This is a genomic window from Gluconacetobacter entanii, from assembly GCF_003206495.1.
Taxonomy (GTDB): Bacteria; Pseudomonadota; Alphaproteobacteria; order Acetobacterales; family Acetobacteraceae; genus Novacetimonas; species Novacetimonas entanii.
Map to the genome: position 1 here is coordinate 13,457 of NZ_NKUF01000033.1, position 16,755 is coordinate 30,211.

Sequence of the window (16,755 nt, forward strand, 5' to 3'; positions counted from 1 at the left end):
GGTCTCGCCAATGCTCTCCGATGCCGTCAATGCGGCCATAGGCGATATCTATCGCTGCGCACTTGATGACAGCCTGTGGCAACCGACCCTGCATACGCTGTCACGCCTGCTTGGTGGCGTGGGGGCGGCGATCATCCCGACGGAACTGCACTCCGACCTGCGGTTCGGGTCCGCCCGGATCCCGGAATCCGACCACATGTATTACGACCACATGTGGCGGCACGATCCCTACCGGGCATATCTGGCGGGACATCGCCTGCCGCAGGGGGAACTTTCGGACATTTCCTTCCTCAGTGACGAGGAGGTGGCCCGCAATCCCTATTACCAGGATTTCCTGAACAGGTTTGGCGCCAGCAGGACCAACCGGTTCTATTTCACCGACCCCAACGGCCCGCATTTCGCCTTTTCGATCCAGCGCCCGCTGGGGCGCCCGCATGAAACCGGCGACGAACGCAGGCTGCGCCTGATGCTGGGGCAGCATGTGTGCCGCGCGATCTCGATGTCCCTGGGCGGGCGGCAGGCCAACGCCCTGGCCCACGGGTTTCGCGAAATGTGCGCCCGCCTGCCCACCCCCACCGCCGTGATCGGGCATGACGGCCGCGTCATCTTCATGAACGACGCGATGGAGCGGATGCTGGGTGACGGGGTGGTGCATACTGACGGGCGCCTGACCTGTTCGCACCGCGCCAGCGCGCGCCAGTTGGACGGGCTGCTGCGTGATGCGCTGTCCCCCTCGTCCGATGTGGCGCCCGGTCCCGAACGCTTCGTCATGGTGCAGTGTCCCTCCGGCCGGCCGCTGCTGGCGCGCGCGATCCCACTCCTGACGGAGGGGCGGGACGAAATGGTCCGTCCCACGCGCCCCATGGCGATGCTGGCGTTCCACAGGCCGGGGTCGGACATGCCCGACGTGACCGACGCGCTGCGCCTGCTGGGCCTGAACCAGAGCGAGGCGCGGCTTGTGCAGCAGGTGGCCAATGGCCTCCCCCTGAAGGAAGCGGCGCGGGCCATCGGCATTTCCGACCATTATGCGCGCTCCATACTGCGCAGCGTCTATGAAAAACTGGACGTGAACAGCCAGGGCAGGCTCACCGCCTTCGTGCGTGACCTGCCCACGCCCTGACCGCCGCGCCCATCATCTCCCCGGCATGACACCCACCGGCCCGCGCGGCATCGTGGTGTCATGGAGATCATGGAGGGCATGGGCATCTTGGTTTCGGGCGGGCATTGGGGCACATTGCCCCATGGGTGCCCCCCGTCCCGATGACGGGGCCACATAATCCCGTCGCACGCAACAGATCCGAAGGTTCAGTCCTGATGGCCGACAGTCCCGCCTCCTTCCACCCCACCACCAGCGCTGGCATGACCGACGCGATCGGTCATACGCCGCTGATCCGCCTGCATCGCGCGTCCGAGGCCACGGGATGCGAGATCTTCGGCAAGGCCGAGTTCATGAATCCCGGCGGTTCGGTCAAGGACCGCGCGGCCCTTGCCATCATCAACGACGCCGAACGGCGCGGCGTGCTGAAACCCGGCGGCACGGTGGTCGAAGGCACGGCTGGCAATACCGGCATCGGCCTGACGCTGGTGGCCAACGCGCGCGGCTACCGCTCCATCATCGTGATGCCGGAGACGCAGAGCCAGGAGAAGATCGACTTCCTGCGCATGATCGGCGCGGACCTGCGCCTTGTCCCGGCCAAGCCATTCCGCGATCCGGGCAACTATGTCCATGTCTCGCGCCGCCTGGCGGAGGAAACGGGCGCGGTCTGGGCCAACCAGTTCGACAACCTCGCCAACCGCGAAGGCCACCGCCACACCACCGCACCCGAAATCTGGGGCCAGATGGGCGGGCGCATCGACGCCTTCACCTGCTCGTGCGGGACGGGCGGGACGCTGGCGGGGGTTACGCTGGGGCTGGAGGACAGGGCGCGCGCCGAAGGTGTCGCGCGTCCGCGCGTCGTGCTGGCCGACCCCGAGGGTTCGGGCCTGTATGGCTGGGTCAAGTCGGGGGACCTTTCGGTCTCCGGTTCCTCCATCACCGAGGGAATCGGTCAGTCGCGGGTGACCGGCAACCTCGAAGGGCTGCATTTCGACGATGCCGAACGCATCCCCGATGCCGAGGCACTGGTCCAGATCTATGAACTGCTGATCCACGAGGGGCTGTCGGTCGGCGGGTCGGCGGGCATCAATGTCGCCGCCGCCATCCGTGTCGCGCGCGCCATGGGGCCGGGCCATCGCATCGCCACCATCCTGTGCGATGGCGGCGCGCGGTACCAGTCCAAGCTGTTCAACCCGACGTTCCTGCGTGGCAAGCACCTGCCGGTGCCGTCATGGCTGGATAAATGAAGCCCTGTCCGGGGACGGACTGAAACCATGAAAAGTTTTTGGTGAGGCTTTTTCCCAAAAACCTTCAGAAGGTGTCGCCTTTTTAAAAACAGGGCGACACCCGAAAGACCTTTATTCCCTTCATCGACGGGTTCTTTCCAAAGAATCCCGAAGACAGGGGGCCGCGCCCGGGGATTGCAGTGTCCCGGGCCGCCCCGCCCCCATCGCACCGAGGGCAGTGGCATGCCCTCCCCGCTGCGCCTTTCCGTGCGTTCATCGCGGTGCCTTTCCCCGCACCGGCGCCATATTGCAACGGAGTGAAACAGCAGGTGTGAAGCCACCTCCTTTCCTCTAGGATGCCATGTCATGGACCCATTGCCGCATATCCTGATCGTTGATGACGACCGCGAGATACGGGAGCTGCTTGCCCGCTTCCTTGAACGCAACGAACTGCGCGTGACAACGGCACGCGACGGACAGGAAACGCGTCGCAAATGGACGGGCGGGCATTACCAGCTTGTGATCCTCGACCTCATGCTGCCGGGGGAAAGCGGGCTGGATGTCGCGCGCTGGCTGCGCACGCAGGCGGATGTGCCGATCATCATGCTGACGGCCATGGGCGACGATACGGACCGGATCATCGGGCTTGAACTCGGCGCGGACGATTACGTGCCCAAACCCTTCAACCCGCGTGAACTGCTGGCGCGGATCCGCGCGGTCCTGCGCCGGGTGAACGACAATCCCGACCCGCGCAGCACGGGCGCGCGCCGGACCCTGCGCTTTGCGGGATGGGAACTCGACACCGTGCGCCGCCGCCTGCTGAATCCGGCGGGGACGGAGGTGCCGCTGACGGGTGGGGAATACGACCTGCTGCTGGCCCTGCTGGAACGCGCCAACCGGGTGCTGACGCGCGACATGCTGTTCGACATGCTGCGCGGGCGGCAGGCCGGGCCGTTCGACCGCGCCATCGACGTGGCCATCAGCCGCCTGCGACGCAAGCTGGAGGATGACGGCCGCAATGCGCAGTTGATCAAGACGGTCCGGGGCGGTGGCTATGTCCTGGCGGCGGAAATCGAACGGACCTGACCCTGTTGCATGGCGCTTCCCCCCCGCCCCTGATCCATCCCGACGACATCGTTCCCGTGGCGGAGACGCCACCGCCGGGGCGGGGGGGACGCGTGCGCGCGCTGCTGGGGCGGCTGCGTCCGCCCTCGCTCGCCGCGCGGACCAGCCTGCTGCTGATCTGCGGGCTGGGCGTGATCCAGGCGGCCGGCCTTGCGATCCATGCGCTGGACCGGCTGGATTTCGACCGCCGCATGATCGAGGAGAAATACCATACCGAGGTCGCGACCCTGTATCGCGGGATCGTGGAAACCGCGATCGACCATCGCGATGCGGAACTGGCGGCGCTGCACATGCCGGCCGGCTTTCATGCCGAACTGACGCCCGGCCCCGAACCCGACATGATCGACAGCCTGATGCATCCCCCCCGGGGCGAACACCGCATGGGCCGGATGGAGGGACCATGGGGCGGCCCGCCTGAACAGGGGCCGGACGGCGGACCGGGTGGCCAGATGGGCCATGGCGGGATGCCCGCGGACAGGAACGCCGCAGGCACTGCTGCCCCCGGTAACACCGGGAACACCGGACCCGGCAATGGCGGCCCGGACCACGATGACCGGGGCAACGGTGGTCGTGACAATGGCGGTCGGGGCAACGAAGGGCCGGGCAACGGGGCACCACGCTGGCGCGGGCGTGATGGCGGCCCGCAGGCATTTGGCGGCGGCCGCTTCCCGTGGGGCGGTCCGCCATGGGGCGGGGGGCCGCAATGGGGCGGTGGCCCGCCGCTGCCGATGAACCTGCGCCCGCTGCAGGTCATGGTCTCCCCCTCCAACCGGGAGGGACGGCAGCGTGCGATCGCCTTCCTGCTGCCGGACGAGCATCGCTGGCTGACGATCCATTACGTCATGCGCCGGCCCAATGTCTTTCGCTCCCCCACCTTCCCGATCGCCTTCATCCTGATGACGGTGGCGGGCGGCGTGCTGATCCTGTGGGGGGTGCGCCGCCTGATCGCGCCGGTCGGGACGCTGGGTGCGGCGGCGGAGGCGCTTGGCCGTGACGTCAACGCGCCCCCCATGCCGGAGGATGGCCCGCTGGAGGTCGCGCGCGCGGCCATGGCGTTCAACACCATGGCCCGGCGTATCCGCCGCTTCCTGTCGGACCGCACGCTGATGCTGACGGCCATCGGCCACGACCTGCGCACGCCGATCACACGGCTGAAACTGCGCGCGGAGTTCATCGAGGACGAGGAAATGCAGCACCGTTTCCTTGCCGACCTTGACGAGCTTGAGGCCATGGTCGCCGCCACCCTGTCCTTCGGGCGCGACGCGGAACAGCGCGAACCGATGCGCGCGCTGAACCTGACGATCCTGCTGCAGACCATCCTTGACGAGGCCGCCGAGACCCATCCCGACCTGGCGGAGGGCATCGGCTTCACCACAGACCCGCCCGACGTGACGATCCATGCGCGCCCCGTCGCGCTGAAACGTGCGCTCAACAACCTTGTGACCAACGCGATCAAGTATGGCGTCAACGTGCGCGTCACCCTGTTCCCGCCCGAACCCGGCGGCCGCAACGACCCGGACGAGATGGTGACACGCCTGTGGATCGAGGATGACGGCCCCGGCCTGCCGCCCGGCGACCTGGAGCGCATGTTCGACCCCTTTGTCCGGGCGGAGGAAAGCCGCAACCGCGAAACCGGGGGCACCGGGCTTGGCCTGTCGATTTCGCGCAACATCATCTGGGGGCTGGGCGGTGACATCCGCCTTGGCAACTGCAGCCCGCACGGATTGCGTGTGACCGTCACACTTGTCTGCTAGGGTGGTGGCCACGGCATGCCATTTCCCATCCCGTCCCGGCTGCCGAAAGTCGCGGGCCCCCGATCCATGCTTGACCGCCTTTACACACGCACGCTCCACCTGTCCGCCAGCCGCCATGCCGCGCTGTGGCTGGCGCTGGTCGCCTTTGCGGAGGCCAGTGTCTTTCCCCTGCCGCCGGACCTGCTGCTGATCCCGATGGTCCTGGCGCGGCGGGAGCAGGCCTGGCGCCTGGCCGCGATATGCACCGCCGCCAGCCTGTGTGGCGCGGTGGCGGGATGGTATATCGGCGCGTTCCTGCTGGATTACGTGGCGATGCCGGTTGTCCGCTTCTATCACGCGCAGGCGACGCTGGCGGGGCTTCAGGCGCGGTTTCGCGAATGGGGGGTGTGGATCATCCTCATCAAGGGGCTGACGCCGATCCCCTTCAAATTCGTCACCATCGCCAGCGGTGCCTCCCACCTGGCGCTCGGGCCGTTCCTTGTGGCGTGCGCGATCACGCGCGGGGTGCGGTTTTTCCTTGTCGCGGCATTGCTGCGGCGGTTCGGCGCGCCGGTGCAGGCCTTCATCGAACGCCGCCTGCCGCTGGTGGCGGGCGCGTTCGCGGTGCTGGTCGTGGGGGGATTCGTCGCGCTGAAATATGTCTGACGCGCCACCTGCGTACGATGTCCGGCCACGATATCGCAGCCGCCATGCCTTATGCCGGATAGGCTTCGGGCGCGGACGCGTGATAACATGCCCGCAACAGACGCCATCAACCGGATCATCCCGCGCCGCCGCCCCGTCTGGCACGGATACGGCCAGCGGGGAGCATCCATCACCTACACGGAGCCATTCTTCATGCCGCAACAGGTTGCTGTCATTACCGGTGCAGGGGCCGGCATCGGTCGCGCCACCGCCCGCACGCTTGCACGGGCCGGATGCGATATCGCCCTGGTCGGGCGCAACCGGGACCGGCTGAACGATGCGGCGGCGGAACTCCAGGCGCTCAACGTCCGCACGCACATCGCCTGCGCCGACGTGGCGGATGCGGCCGCCCTTGACGCGGCGGCGGAGGAAATCGAACAGGCGCTTGGCCCCATCACCATCTGGGTCAACTGCGCCGGGGCCGGCGTGCGCGGGCAGCTTGCCGCGATCACCCCGGACGAGATCCGCCGCGCGACCGAGGTCACGTACCTTGGCACCGTCAATGGCACGCGCTCCGCCCTGCTGCGGATGCGCAGGCGTTCCTATGGCACGATCGTCAACCTTGTCGCCCTTGCGGGACTGCGTCCGCCGCCGCTGCAATCCATCGAAAATGGCGCGCGCGCCGCGATCCGCACATTTTCCGAAAGCCTGCGCCCCGAACTGCTGCATGACGGGGACCGCATCCACATCGCGCTGGTGCACCTGCCGTCGATCAACACGCCGCATTTTTCATGGACGCGCAACCATACGGGCAAGCGCCTGAAGCCGATGGGCCCGGTCTATGAACCCGAAATCGCGGCGGAGGCGATCTGCCGCGCGGCGTTCGGGAAATATCGCGACATCTGGGTCGGCACGTCGGGGATCAAGTCGTGGGTGATCTCCACCTTCCTGCCCGGCCTGTCGGATCGCTGGCTGTCGAAGGGCGGCTATGCGAAACAGATGGAAAAGGTCGCGGTGGAAGGCAACGAACCCGACGACCTGTTCGGCACCATCGCCGGGGCGTACGCAGCACATGGCCGCTTCGACATGATCACGCGCAAGGGCGTGCCGCCGCTGCTGACGTCACGCCATGCGCAGGTGGGCACCGCCATCGCCGCGGCGGGATTCGCGCTGATGCTCGCCGTGCGCTGCCGTCGCCGGGGATAGGTTCTTTTCACGAATCAGGATGCAGGGAGCACGCTCCCTGCCGGGCCCGGGCAGCGACCGGGTGCTTCATGCGCCGATAAGCCCGCAGGCTCAGGGGCTTTGCCCCTGAAACCCCACCAAAGGGTATTACCCTTTGGAAACCATGACTTTTAATGAATCAGGGTGCAGGGAGCGCGCTCCCTGCCGGGTCCGGGAAGCCGCCCGGGTGCTTCAGGCGGCACGCCCGTCGCGATACAGGTCCCCCGCCCAGACCCACCAGCCCGGGCGGGCTACTGCATCCTGCGCCAGTTCCGCCGCCTGCGGCGAATCGAACAGGGCAAAGCAGGTCGCACCCGACCCGCTCATCCGGGCAAAGCGGCAGCCGGGGGCGGCGCGCAGGGCCGACAGGACCTCGCGAATCGTGGGACATACCTCGCAGGCCGCGTCTTCAAGGTCGTTGCTCAGTTCCGACAGCGTTCCCACCATCTGCGACAGCGTCTCCCACCGGGCGGGCAGGTCCGGGGCCGGGCGGAATCCGCCCTGCCGCGCACGGAACACCGCAGGGGTGGAGACGCTCATCCCGCAATTGACCAGCATCATCCCGCATTGCGGCAGGACCGGCGCGGGACGCAGGATTTCGCCAATCCCGCTCATGCGCGTGGGGACCTGATCCAGGCAGACCGGAACGTCCGCGCCCAGTGCCGTCGCGATTTCCAGCAGTTCGGCACGCGGCACATCCATGTCCCATGCCTTCATCACGCAGCGCAGGGCGGCCGCGGCATCGGCCGAGCCACCGCCGATTCCCGACGCCACCGGCAGTTCCTTGTGCAGCACGGCATCCAGCGACGGCAGCGCCTGCGCCCCCGCACCCGCGCGCGCGCGCAGTGCGTCGGCGGCGCGGATGACGAGGTTGGTGGCATCATCGCCACGCAACCCGGCGCCGAACATCCCGTCGATCCGAAGCCCGAGTGCCGCGCCACGCGCCTGCGCGACCTCCACATCCAGCACATCCGCCGCACCGGCAAACACCGCCACACTGTCCAGCAGGTGATATCCGTCCGCACGGCGTCCGGTCACATGCAGGTAGAGGTTGATTTTCGCATGCGCCGATTCGCTCTGGGTTGCCGTCACTTGTGTGCTCCGTCCTTCTTGTCGCCTGCTGGCCTGTTATCGGCAGGGCCTGTGGTCTGGGGATTCGGGGATGCCGCCGTGCCTGCCGCCGAAGGGGACACCGCAGGCGCAGCAGCGGTGGAACCGGATGCGGCCGGTGCGGGGGTGCTGGCCGGCGTGATGCGCAGGTCGGCCGGGACAGTGGCATGGGCGGGCGGGTGCGCCGCCGCCTGCGACGCGGCATAGGCAAGGGCGGCGGTAATCTTGCGCTGGTCGGGGGGATCGGGATGGAACTGTGCGGCGTCCTGCCACGCATCCACCGCCTCCAGCCTGCGCCCCGACACCCAGTAGGCCACGCCAAGGTGATAGTTGATCGCCGGGTCCTGGGGCATCTGCTCCGCCGCGCGTTCCAGCAGCGGCAGTCCCTCGCCCACATGGCCAAGGCGCAGTTCGACCCAGCCGACACTGTCACGGATCTGCCCGTCATCGGGCGACAGGGCCAGCGCGCGGCGCAGGTAGTTTTCCGCCGTCGCCGGGTCATCGCCATGTTCGACCATGGAATAGCCAAGGTCGTTGAGCAGTTCCGCCTCGTTCGGGGCCATGCGCAGCGCCTGCGTCAGTCCCGCCTTTGCATGTTTCCAGTCGCCAAGCCGGTCATAGGCGATCGACTGCCCGAACAGCACGCGCCAGTCGTCCCCCTCCAGCGTACCCGACAGCGCCAGCGCGTGGGTATAGGCCGACAGGGCCTCGCGCCACTTGCCTTGCCCCAGCATGATGTCGCCCATGTCGCACCACAGGGTCCGGTCCGTGGGTGCATCGCGCAGCAGGCCACGGATGATGCGCTCCGCCTCCGCCCGGTGGCCCAGCGCCATGTCAAGCTCGCCTTCCTCCGCGCGGATGACGACGGCCATCGGGTCATTGGGCGAAACCTCCGCCAGCACGTCGATCGCCTGCTGGTTCTCGTCCTCCGCATGGAACAGGGCGGACAGGAGGATCCGCGCCTCCGTGTTCGCGGGATCAAGCATCAGCGACAGGCGCAGCATCATCTGCTCCGTACTGCGCAGGGTGGTGATGTCATGGTCGTGGGCGGGATGGTCCTCCCCAGGCTTGGGTGGCGGTGTCTCCGCCGCGTTCTGCTGGTCCATCAGCAGCGCCAGCAGGCCGTACGCCTGCGCCATGGCCTGCTGCGGTCTGGTGACGACGGGACGGCCCAGTGCTGCGACCAGCGCAGGCCGCGCGGGTTCCAGCGCCGCCATGGAGGCGATCTTGGCCGCGATCATGTCACGCGCCTGCGCCGCCTTGCCCTGCCGGTAAAGCCAGTGGGTCAGCACCCGCGTGGTGAACAGGTCGCCGCCCGACATGTCCAGCGCGCGGCGGTACAGCGTATCGGCGCGCATCGCCTGCCCGCCCATTTCCGCGATCAGGGCGGCATGCAGCGTATAGTACCCACCCAGCAGGTGGTCCGCCTGCGCGCGGTTCAGCGCCGCCAGCGCGTCATCCGTGCGGCCCATCCCCTGCAGCGCCCATGCCCGCAGCAGGGGGCGGACGATGTTCATGATGGGATCGTCCGGCGCCTTGTCATAATGGGCCAGCGCCCCGGCCCAGTCCGATGCGATGGCCGCGGCATTGCCCATCACCAGTTCGGGTACCACGCCGGGCGGCTGCTGGCGCGCAAGGCGGGCGGCGTCGGGACTGCCGGCAAGGATGGAATACAGGAACGCACGCTCGACAAAGGGGCGGTAGGATGGTGCAAGCTGCGCCGCGCGGGTGAAGGTGCGCGCGGCCTCCGCATTGTCGCCCTCGCTCGCGGCGATGGTGGCGACCAGCACGTTTGTCGCCAGGCTCTGTGTCACGGTGGGGGTGCCGGCGGGGCCTGGACGGGTGGTCAGACGGGAGGTCACGGGGGCGGCGGCGTGCGTTTCGCGGTTGGGAATAATGCCAAGCAGCGGTACAACGGCACCCAGCAGCGCCACGCGCCAGAAACGGGAGGACAGCATGAAACCAGAATCTAGCGTGTGCGCGGCGCGATGCCAAATGCCGCGCCCATGCGCCGCGCCTGCGCCCGCCATGCTGGTGCCTGACCCTGTGAATGCCCTGCCTGTCCGGGATGTATCCATCCGATGACCGATTCCCTGTCCCTGTTGCAACTGTATGTGGAATGGGGCGCGGACGAGGCGCTGTCTCCCTTTCCCGTGGACCGGCTGACCACGCCGCAGGCCAAACCACCCCCCCCCATACAGCGTGCGGGGGACGAGGGACATCATTTTTCCCATGCCACCCCCGCATCCCCCGCCGCCCGGCCATCGCGTCCCGCCCCGCCACCGTCCGCCGCGACGATGGCCGAACGGGCCGCTGCCGATGCACGCGCCTGCGCCGCCCGCGCCACCACGGTGGAGGAACTGCACGCCGTCATGGCCTCGTTCGAACACTGCGCCCTGCGTGACACCGCGACCCATACCGTCGCCCCGCAGGGCAGGCCCGGCGCGCATGTCATGGTGGTGGGCGAGGCCCCCGACGCGGACGAGGACCGCGGCGGCGTGGCGTTCTGTGGGGAGACGGGGCGCCTGACCGACCGGATGTTCGGCTCCATCGGCCTGTCGCGCGATGACCTGTTCCTTGCCCCCGTCATCGCATGGCGGCCACCGGGGGGGCGTCCGCCCTCCGCCATGGAGCTGAAATCATGCCTGCCATTCCTGCAACGCCTGATTGTGCTGGCCCGGCCGCGCCGCCTGATCCTGATGGGCAACATCCCCGTCGCCCTCCTGACGGGGGAGCGCATAACGGCGGCGCGCGCACGCGGGCGGTGGCGCGACATCACCGTGCCGCCAAACCTGTCCGAAACAGGCAACAATTCAGGCACGGCGCACGTTATCCCCGCATTGCCGATGCGCCACGCACAGCAGTTGCGCGCCAGTCCGACAGCACGCCGTGATGCATGGAAAGACATGCTGGAGTTACGCAAAACGTTACAGGAAGACGGATACAATCATGGCGCGTAATCATGATATATTAACAGGTGTCCATTCATTAACATCAGGTATATCAACCTGCGTTTCAGGACGTGTTTTCAAGGATATATTTCGGTTCCAATAACTGTTGTGAAATCTTATTGATAAGCGTCCGACGCAATTGGGTTGCTTTCTTGCTCGCAAGGTCCTAAACCCCGCGAGCCATGCGAGGGATAAATCATACCCCCCCCACCGCGGTAACCGCATTCCTGGCGGGTGCCGCATTCCTGGCAGGAGCAGCCTTCGCGCCGCTTCGTGCCCAATCGGTGGACCACAGGGCGCTGGATCCGGATGGATCAGCCCAGAGCGGCCACAACGAGGAAACAGCGCTTGCGCTTCCACGCTTCCCGACCCGGGGCGGTGGCAGTGTCAGCCTGCCGCGTGTGCTTGCGCCTGACGACGCGGCACGCATCCGCAGGATTTTTGCCCTGCAGCGCGAAGGCCGCTTTGACGCCGCCATCAGCCAGACAGCCAGCATCCATGACGACCTGCTGCTTGGCGACCTTCTGGCCGCGCGCTACCTGAACCCCGCCTATCACCCCAGCACGGGGCAGTTGCGCATGTGGCTGCGGACCTTCTCCTCCCTGGCGGATTCCCCGGCCATCCATGCCCTGCTTGTGGCGCAGGCGCCGCGCGGAACCCCGCTGCCGCCCGCACCACCCGACATCGCGCTGGGCAGCGTACGGGCCCCCGCGCACGTCCACCTGCCGGAGGAGGACGATCCCTCCCTGCGGGTCTTCACCCGCAACAGCCTGCTGGACCATACGGTGCGGGAGCGCACGTCGCAGGGCGTCAAGGGCGCCCGAAGCGCGCTGCACCTGATCCAGGCGACGCCGGGCCTGAACCCCCTGTATGCCGCCCACCTGCGGACCGAGGTCGCGATGACCCTGTTCAGCGCGGGCGAAAACCGCCTCGCCCTGAGCATCGCGCGTGAGGCGTTCGAGACATCCTCCGGCCGCCTCGGCCTTGCGGGCTATGTCGCGGGCCTCGCGGCCTGGCGGCAGGGACGCCCCGACCAGGCCGAGCCCCTGTTCGAGGCCGCGTCGCGCGCGCCCCTGACACCGGGCAGCATCCGTGCGGGCGCCGCCTTCTGGGCCGCGCGTTCGCACCGCGCGGTGGGTGACGTCGCGGCGTACGAGCCATGGCTGCATCGCGCCGCCGCCGCCCCGCACACATTCTATGGCATGCTGGCCAGCCAGGCGCTGGGCCTGCGTCATGCCGCCCCCACCCACCCCGGCACGATCGGGGACGGGGCGTCCATGTCGCTGGCCGATGACCGGCACCCGCTGCATGAAGGCACCCCGGTGATGGGTGAAATCGACGTGGAGGCCGTCGCCGCGACACCTGCCGGACGCAGGGCCTTCGCCCTGGCGCAGGTGGGTGAAAACGCCCGCGCCGAAGCCACCCTGCGCCGCCTGTGGCCCGATGTGCAGAACGATGCCGCGCTGTGCCGCTCCCTCCAGCTTGTGGCGGATGCCATGGGCATGAAGGAACTGGCGTCGCAGATGGCGCTGCTGATCCAGTCGCAGGCAGGGGACCAGTCGGACCGCGAGACGCGCTTCCCCCTGCCGCCGCTGCATCCTGACCACGGGTTCCGCATGGACCCGGCGCTGGTGTATGCGCTGACACGGCTGGAATCCAATTTCGATGCCAATGCGGTTTCCGGTTCCGGGGCGCACGGCCTGATGCAGGTGATGCCGGTGACGGCGGGCTTCGTCACCCACAGCGGCATGGACTATGCCGGGCGTCCGGCGGCCCTGCATGACCCGGGCCACAACCTGGAGATCGGGCAGCTTTACGTCCTTTACCTGGCGCAGCTTTCGACCCAGCACCCGGGGCCGCACGCACCGGCCGGGGGCGACCTGATCCGCATGCTCGCCAGTTACAACGCCGGGCCATCCGCCATCGCCCGCCGCGCCGCCAACGGCACGGACGAGGCCGATGACCCGCTGCTGTATATCGAGCAGTTGCCCAATAACGAGACCCGCGATTATGTCCGTCGCGCCTTTACCTACCTGTGGATCTATGCCGACAGGCTTCACCTGCCCTCACCTTCGCTGGAGACGCTGGCCCGCAACGAATGGCCCGCCTTCAGCCCCGAGCAGAACCTCGTGCACGGCGGTTCACGCACGATCCACTGACATCTGCCCTCCGGCGTAAAAAACCACGCAGGCGGATAACATCCGGGCAGCTTGCCCGGACCCGGCAGGGAGCACGCTCCCTGCACCCTGATCCGTTTAAAAGTCATAGTTTCCAAAGGGCCGCGCCCTTTGGTGGGGGTTCGGGGGCAAAGCCCCCGGGAACCAGCCTCAGTTCTCCGCCAGCACCTGACGGCTGGCACGGACACGCACCACGCGCCGTCCCTCCATCTCCAGCACCTCGAACAGCCAGCCGGAAAACACGACCTTGTCGCCGCGTGCGGGCACACGTCGCAACAGCGCAAGGATCAGGCCGCCAAGGGTATGGTAACTACCTTCCGCCGGCAGGTCCGACAGGTCCAGCCTGTGCTTGACCTCATCGGCCGGCATGGACCCGTCGAGCACCAGCACATTGTCATGGGCGATCCGCTGCGGCGGGGTGCTGCCGGGTTCGTGCTGTTCGCCCACGATGGCGCCGAACAGGTCGGAGGACGTCACGATTCCCTCGAACGAGCCATATTCGTCCAGCACCAGCGCCAGGCCGAGCGGCGATGAACGCATCCGGTCCAGCATGTCGAACGCCGACAGCGTATCCGGCACGGAAATGGGACGCCGCAGTCCGGCCTCGACCGAGGGACTCTTGCCATCAAGGAAGCGGTCCAGCATGTCCTTGGCGAGGATGACGCCCACCGGATTGTCCACCCCCCCGTCACAGACCACGATACGCGAATAGGTGGTGGAGCGCAGGATGCGTAGCAGTTCCGCGCGTGGAACATGGCGCTCGATCCAGCACAGTTCGGTGCGTGGCGTCATGATCGCGCGCACGGGCCGGTCCGCCATGCGCAGCAGGCGCTCGATCATGTCGCGCTCCTCCTGCTCCAGCACGCCCGCCTGCGCGCCCTCGGCGATGTAGGCGCGCAGTTCCTCTTCCGTCAGGGCCGTGCTGGCATGCGCATTGACCCGCATCAGGCGCAGCACCAGTTCCGACGCCCGCCCCAGCAGCCAGACCACCGGGCGCGAAATCCAGGCGAGTCCCTCCAGCGGCAGGGCAAGGCGGGCGGCGATCTGTTCAGGCTGGCGCAGGGAGATCTGCTTGGGCACCAGTTCACCGCCCACCAGCATGATGGCGGTGATGCTGCTGACGACCACGGTCATCGAGATTTCGCTGGCGAACGGGGCAAGGCGGGGAAAGTGCAGCAGCCAGTGCGTCATCCGCGCCTCGATGCTGGTGCCGCCGAACGTGCCCTCCAGAATCGAGACAAGGGTCATCCCGACCTGCACCGTCGGCAGGAAGCCCTGCGGGTCGTTCGCCAGCTTCAGCGCCCGGTCCGCCCCCTTGACCCCGGCCTTTGACATGACCGCAAGACGTGCGCGCCGTGCGGAAATCAGCGCCAGTTCCCCCATCGCGAACACACCGTTGAGGAGAACAAGGCAGAATATGATAATCAGGGAGACAAGCATGATGCCGCGATCCTAGAGCATATCGCGCGCGTCGATGACACCCGAAATCATGCACATCCCCAACCCAGACCGAATCGGTCCCGATTCGCGGCGGGTCATTTTCCTGTGCCGGATACAGAAATGGCGGGGACATGCCCCGCCATTCCGTTACCTTTTATCCTGCTCCATGGCCCGGACGGGCATGGGATCAGTCGGCGGCGGCCGCCGTTTCCGGCTGCGCGGACACCTTGTTCACGCGCGGGGGGGCTGCCGGCTTCTTACGGGCCGCCAGTTCCTCCATCTTCGCATCGACATGCTGCGTGAAGACGTATTCCGCAGGCCGCTGGTTCGCCAGCGAGATTTCCGGCACCATCGGCTTTTCCGTTTCCGGCCCGAACAGCGCGACCTTGGCGATGTGCCACGGACGACGCACCGCATCCATCACCGCCGTCGATTCGTAGCCCGAATGGACCATGCAGTCGGCGCACTTTTCATAGTTGCCGGTGCCATACGAATCCCAGTTGGTGTCGGCCATCAGCTCTTCAAAGCTCTTGGCGTAGCCTTCACCCAGCAGGTAGCACGGGCGCTGCCAGCCAAAGACGTTGCGCAGCGGCTTGCCCCACGGGGTGCAGTGGTACTGCTCGTTCCCGGCAAGGAAGTTCAGGAACAGCGGAGACTGCGTGAAGCGCCACTTCTTGCCCTTGCCAAGGCGGAAGATGTCGCGGAACAGCTGCTTCGTCTTCTGGCGGTTCAGGAAGTGCTCCTGGTCCGGCGCGCGCTCATAGGCATAGCCGGGGGCGGTCATGATGCCGTCCACGCCCATGGCCATCACCTCGTCAAAGAACGCGGCGACACGCTTGGGGTCCGCGCCATCGAACAGGGTGCAGTTGATGGACACGCGGAAACCACGGGCCTTCGCCTTCTTGATGGCCGCGACGGCGCGTTCGTACACGCCTTCCTGGCAGACGGAGGCGTCATGCATCGCCGGGTCGCCATCAAGATGCACGTCCCAAGAGAAGAAGGGGCTCGGCTCATAATCGTCGAGCTTCTTTTCCAGCAGCAGCGCGTTGGTGCAGAGATAGACGTATTTCTTGCGCGCGATAAGCTGGCGGATGATCTCCGGCATTTCCTTGTGCAGCAGCGGTTCGCCACCGGCCACGGCAATGACGGGGGCGCCTGCCTCCGTATCCGCGTCCAGGCATTCCTGCACGGTCATGCGCTGGTTCAGGATCTGCGCGGGATAATCGATCTTGCCGCAGCCCGCGCATGCAAGGTTGCAGCGGAACAACGGTTCGAGCATCAGCACCAGCGGATAGCGCTGGCGGCGCGTCAGGTGCTGTTTGACGACGTAGGCGCCCACCCGGACGGCCTGCATAATAGGAACGGCCATGAAACCTCTGCTCCTGCACCGGCGCACGGACGCCGGTCTTGATTCCAAATCATGTAGTCCGGACTATGGACACGTCCGATCGCAAGAAAACAACCCCGACAGGTGTCAGCCGTGCATCAAGAACATGGCGAGGTTGCGGAGTTGTTACGACACATGAACACTTTGGCGGCTGTATAGGACAAAAAACATCCTGTATTCAATTGCTATCGTATGGGGTGTGGCGAATTCACAACACACGGCGATTTAGTATTTATCCACCCTTGCCATAACGTGCGCAAGGGGCGAACACCTTGCGGTCGTCATGAATGACCATGACCATGTCGCATGATACCCGGCTGTCGCGACCGTCGCCCCCATGGATACGGGCGGGCCGTGATGCCGGGCATGAGGCGGCCGACCAAGAAACCGGTTCAGGGTCTGACCCGTTTCCCCGGACAGATCCCGACAAAGATAAATGGACGCGACCATCATGGACCAGCCGAAGGCAGCCCCCAAGCACGACGCCCCCCCGTCTGCGGCTTCGCCAGGAGGTTCTGCGGAAGCTTCTTCCGGGACCCGGCCCGAGGCGGACCGGTGGGGCTCGATCCCGACGCTGGGCCGTTTTGCGCAACTGGACCGTGTGCGTTACCCGCATGACATGCGCAACCTTTCGGTGGAGC

Annotated in this window: 13 protein-coding genes; 9 read left to right on the forward strand and 4 right to left on the reverse strand. The window is 66.9% G+C overall.

Annotated features, from left to right (window positions below):
* Positions 1 to 10 precede the first annotated feature (10 nt).
* From CFR72_RS12450 to CFR72_RS12475, 6 genes are all read left to right on the forward strand, one after another.
* Positions 11 to 1,120, forward strand: coding sequence for a hypothetical protein (locus CFR72_RS12450; RefSeq protein WP_110914251.1), 1,110 nt, complete (start codon positions 11 to 13; stop codon positions 1,118 to 1,120).
* Between the two features lie 194 nt (positions 1,121 to 1,314).
* Positions 1,315 to 2,343 carry a cysteine synthase A gene (locus CFR72_RS12455; RefSeq protein ID WP_110914261.1) on the forward strand — a complete coding sequence of 343 codons (1,029 nt, stop codon included), beginning with the start codon at positions 1,315 to 1,317 and terminating at the stop codon, positions 2,341 to 2,343.
* 345 nt (positions 2,344 to 2,688) lie between these two features.
* Positions 2,689 to 3,408, forward strand: a complete 720-nt coding sequence (locus CFR72_RS12460; RefSeq protein WP_110914252.1) for a response regulator — start codon at positions 2,689 to 2,691, stop codon at positions 3,406 to 3,408.
* A 5-nt stretch (positions 3,409 to 3,413) separates the two neighbouring features.
* Positions 3,414 to 5,201: an ATP-binding protein gene (locus tag CFR72_RS12465; RefSeq protein ID WP_408869981.1), complete on the forward strand. Its 1,788-nt coding sequence runs from the start codon at positions 3,414 to 3,416 to the stop codon at positions 5,199 to 5,201.
* Between the two features lie 66 nt (positions 5,202 to 5,267).
* Entirely contained in the window at positions 5,268 to 5,846 is a 579-nt protein-coding gene (locus CFR72_RS12470; protein ID WP_110914253.1) for a YqaA family protein, read from the forward strand.
* A 192-nt stretch (positions 5,847 to 6,038) separates the two neighbouring features.
* The gene (locus tag CFR72_RS12475; RefSeq protein ID WP_110914263.1) at positions 6,039 to 7,031 is read left to right on the forward strand and encodes an SDR family oxidoreductase; all 993 of its coding nucleotides are present in this window, start codon (positions 6,039 to 6,041) and stop codon (positions 7,029 to 7,031) included.
* Between the two features lie 210 nt (positions 7,032 to 7,241).
* Here the strand turns inward: CFR72_RS12475 and CFR72_RS12480 are convergent, their stop codons facing one another.
* Positions 7,242 to 8,141, reverse strand: coding sequence for a 4-(cytidine 5'-diphospho)-2-C-methyl-D-erythritol kinase (locus CFR72_RS12480; RefSeq protein WP_110914254.1), 900 nt, complete (start codon positions 8,139 to 8,141; stop codon positions 7,242 to 7,244).
* Positions 8,138 to 10,117: a tetratricopeptide repeat protein gene (locus CFR72_RS12485; protein ID WP_244182290.1), complete on the reverse strand. Its 1,980-nt coding sequence runs from the start codon at positions 10,115 to 10,117 to the stop codon at positions 8,138 to 8,140. The genes CFR72_RS12480 and CFR72_RS12485 overlap by 4 nt, the downstream gene beginning before the upstream one ends.
* 123 nt (positions 10,118 to 10,240) lie before the next feature.
* Between CFR72_RS12485 and CFR72_RS12490 the strand changes: the two genes are divergently transcribed.
* Together CFR72_RS12490 and CFR72_RS12495 are read left to right on the forward strand one after the other, a co-directional pair.
* A complete protein-coding gene (locus CFR72_RS12490; protein ID WP_110914256.1) occupies positions 10,241 to 11,119 on the forward strand; it encodes a uracil-DNA glycosylase in 879 nt (292 codons plus the stop codon).
* A 173-nt stretch (positions 11,120 to 11,292) separates the two neighbouring features.
* Positions 11,293 to 13,269, forward strand: coding sequence for a lytic transglycosylase domain-containing protein (locus CFR72_RS12495; RefSeq protein WP_110914257.1), 1,977 nt, complete (start codon positions 11,293 to 11,295; stop codon positions 13,267 to 13,269).
* A 168-nt stretch (positions 13,270 to 13,437) separates the two neighbouring features.
* Here CFR72_RS12495 and CFR72_RS12500 read toward each other — a convergent pair whose 3' ends face one another.
* Entirely contained in the window at positions 13,438 to 14,727 is a 1,290-nt protein-coding gene (locus CFR72_RS12500; protein WP_110914258.1) for a hemolysin family protein, read from the reverse strand.
* Positions 14,728 to 14,914: 187 nt separating this feature from the next.
* Complete coding sequence (gene hpnH, locus CFR72_RS12505) at positions 14,915 to 16,096, reverse strand: adenosyl-hopene transferase HpnH (RefSeq protein WP_110914259.1); 1,182 nt, start codon at positions 16,094 to 16,096, stop codon at positions 14,915 to 14,917.
* Between the two features lie 469 nt (positions 16,097 to 16,565).
* On the opposite strand from hpnH, the gene CFR72_RS17850 reads away from it, so the two are divergent.
* Positions 16,566 to 16,755 (forward strand): hypothetical protein (locus CFR72_RS17850; RefSeq protein ID WP_146220728.1); only part of this gene is annotated, 190 nt, incomplete at its 3' end.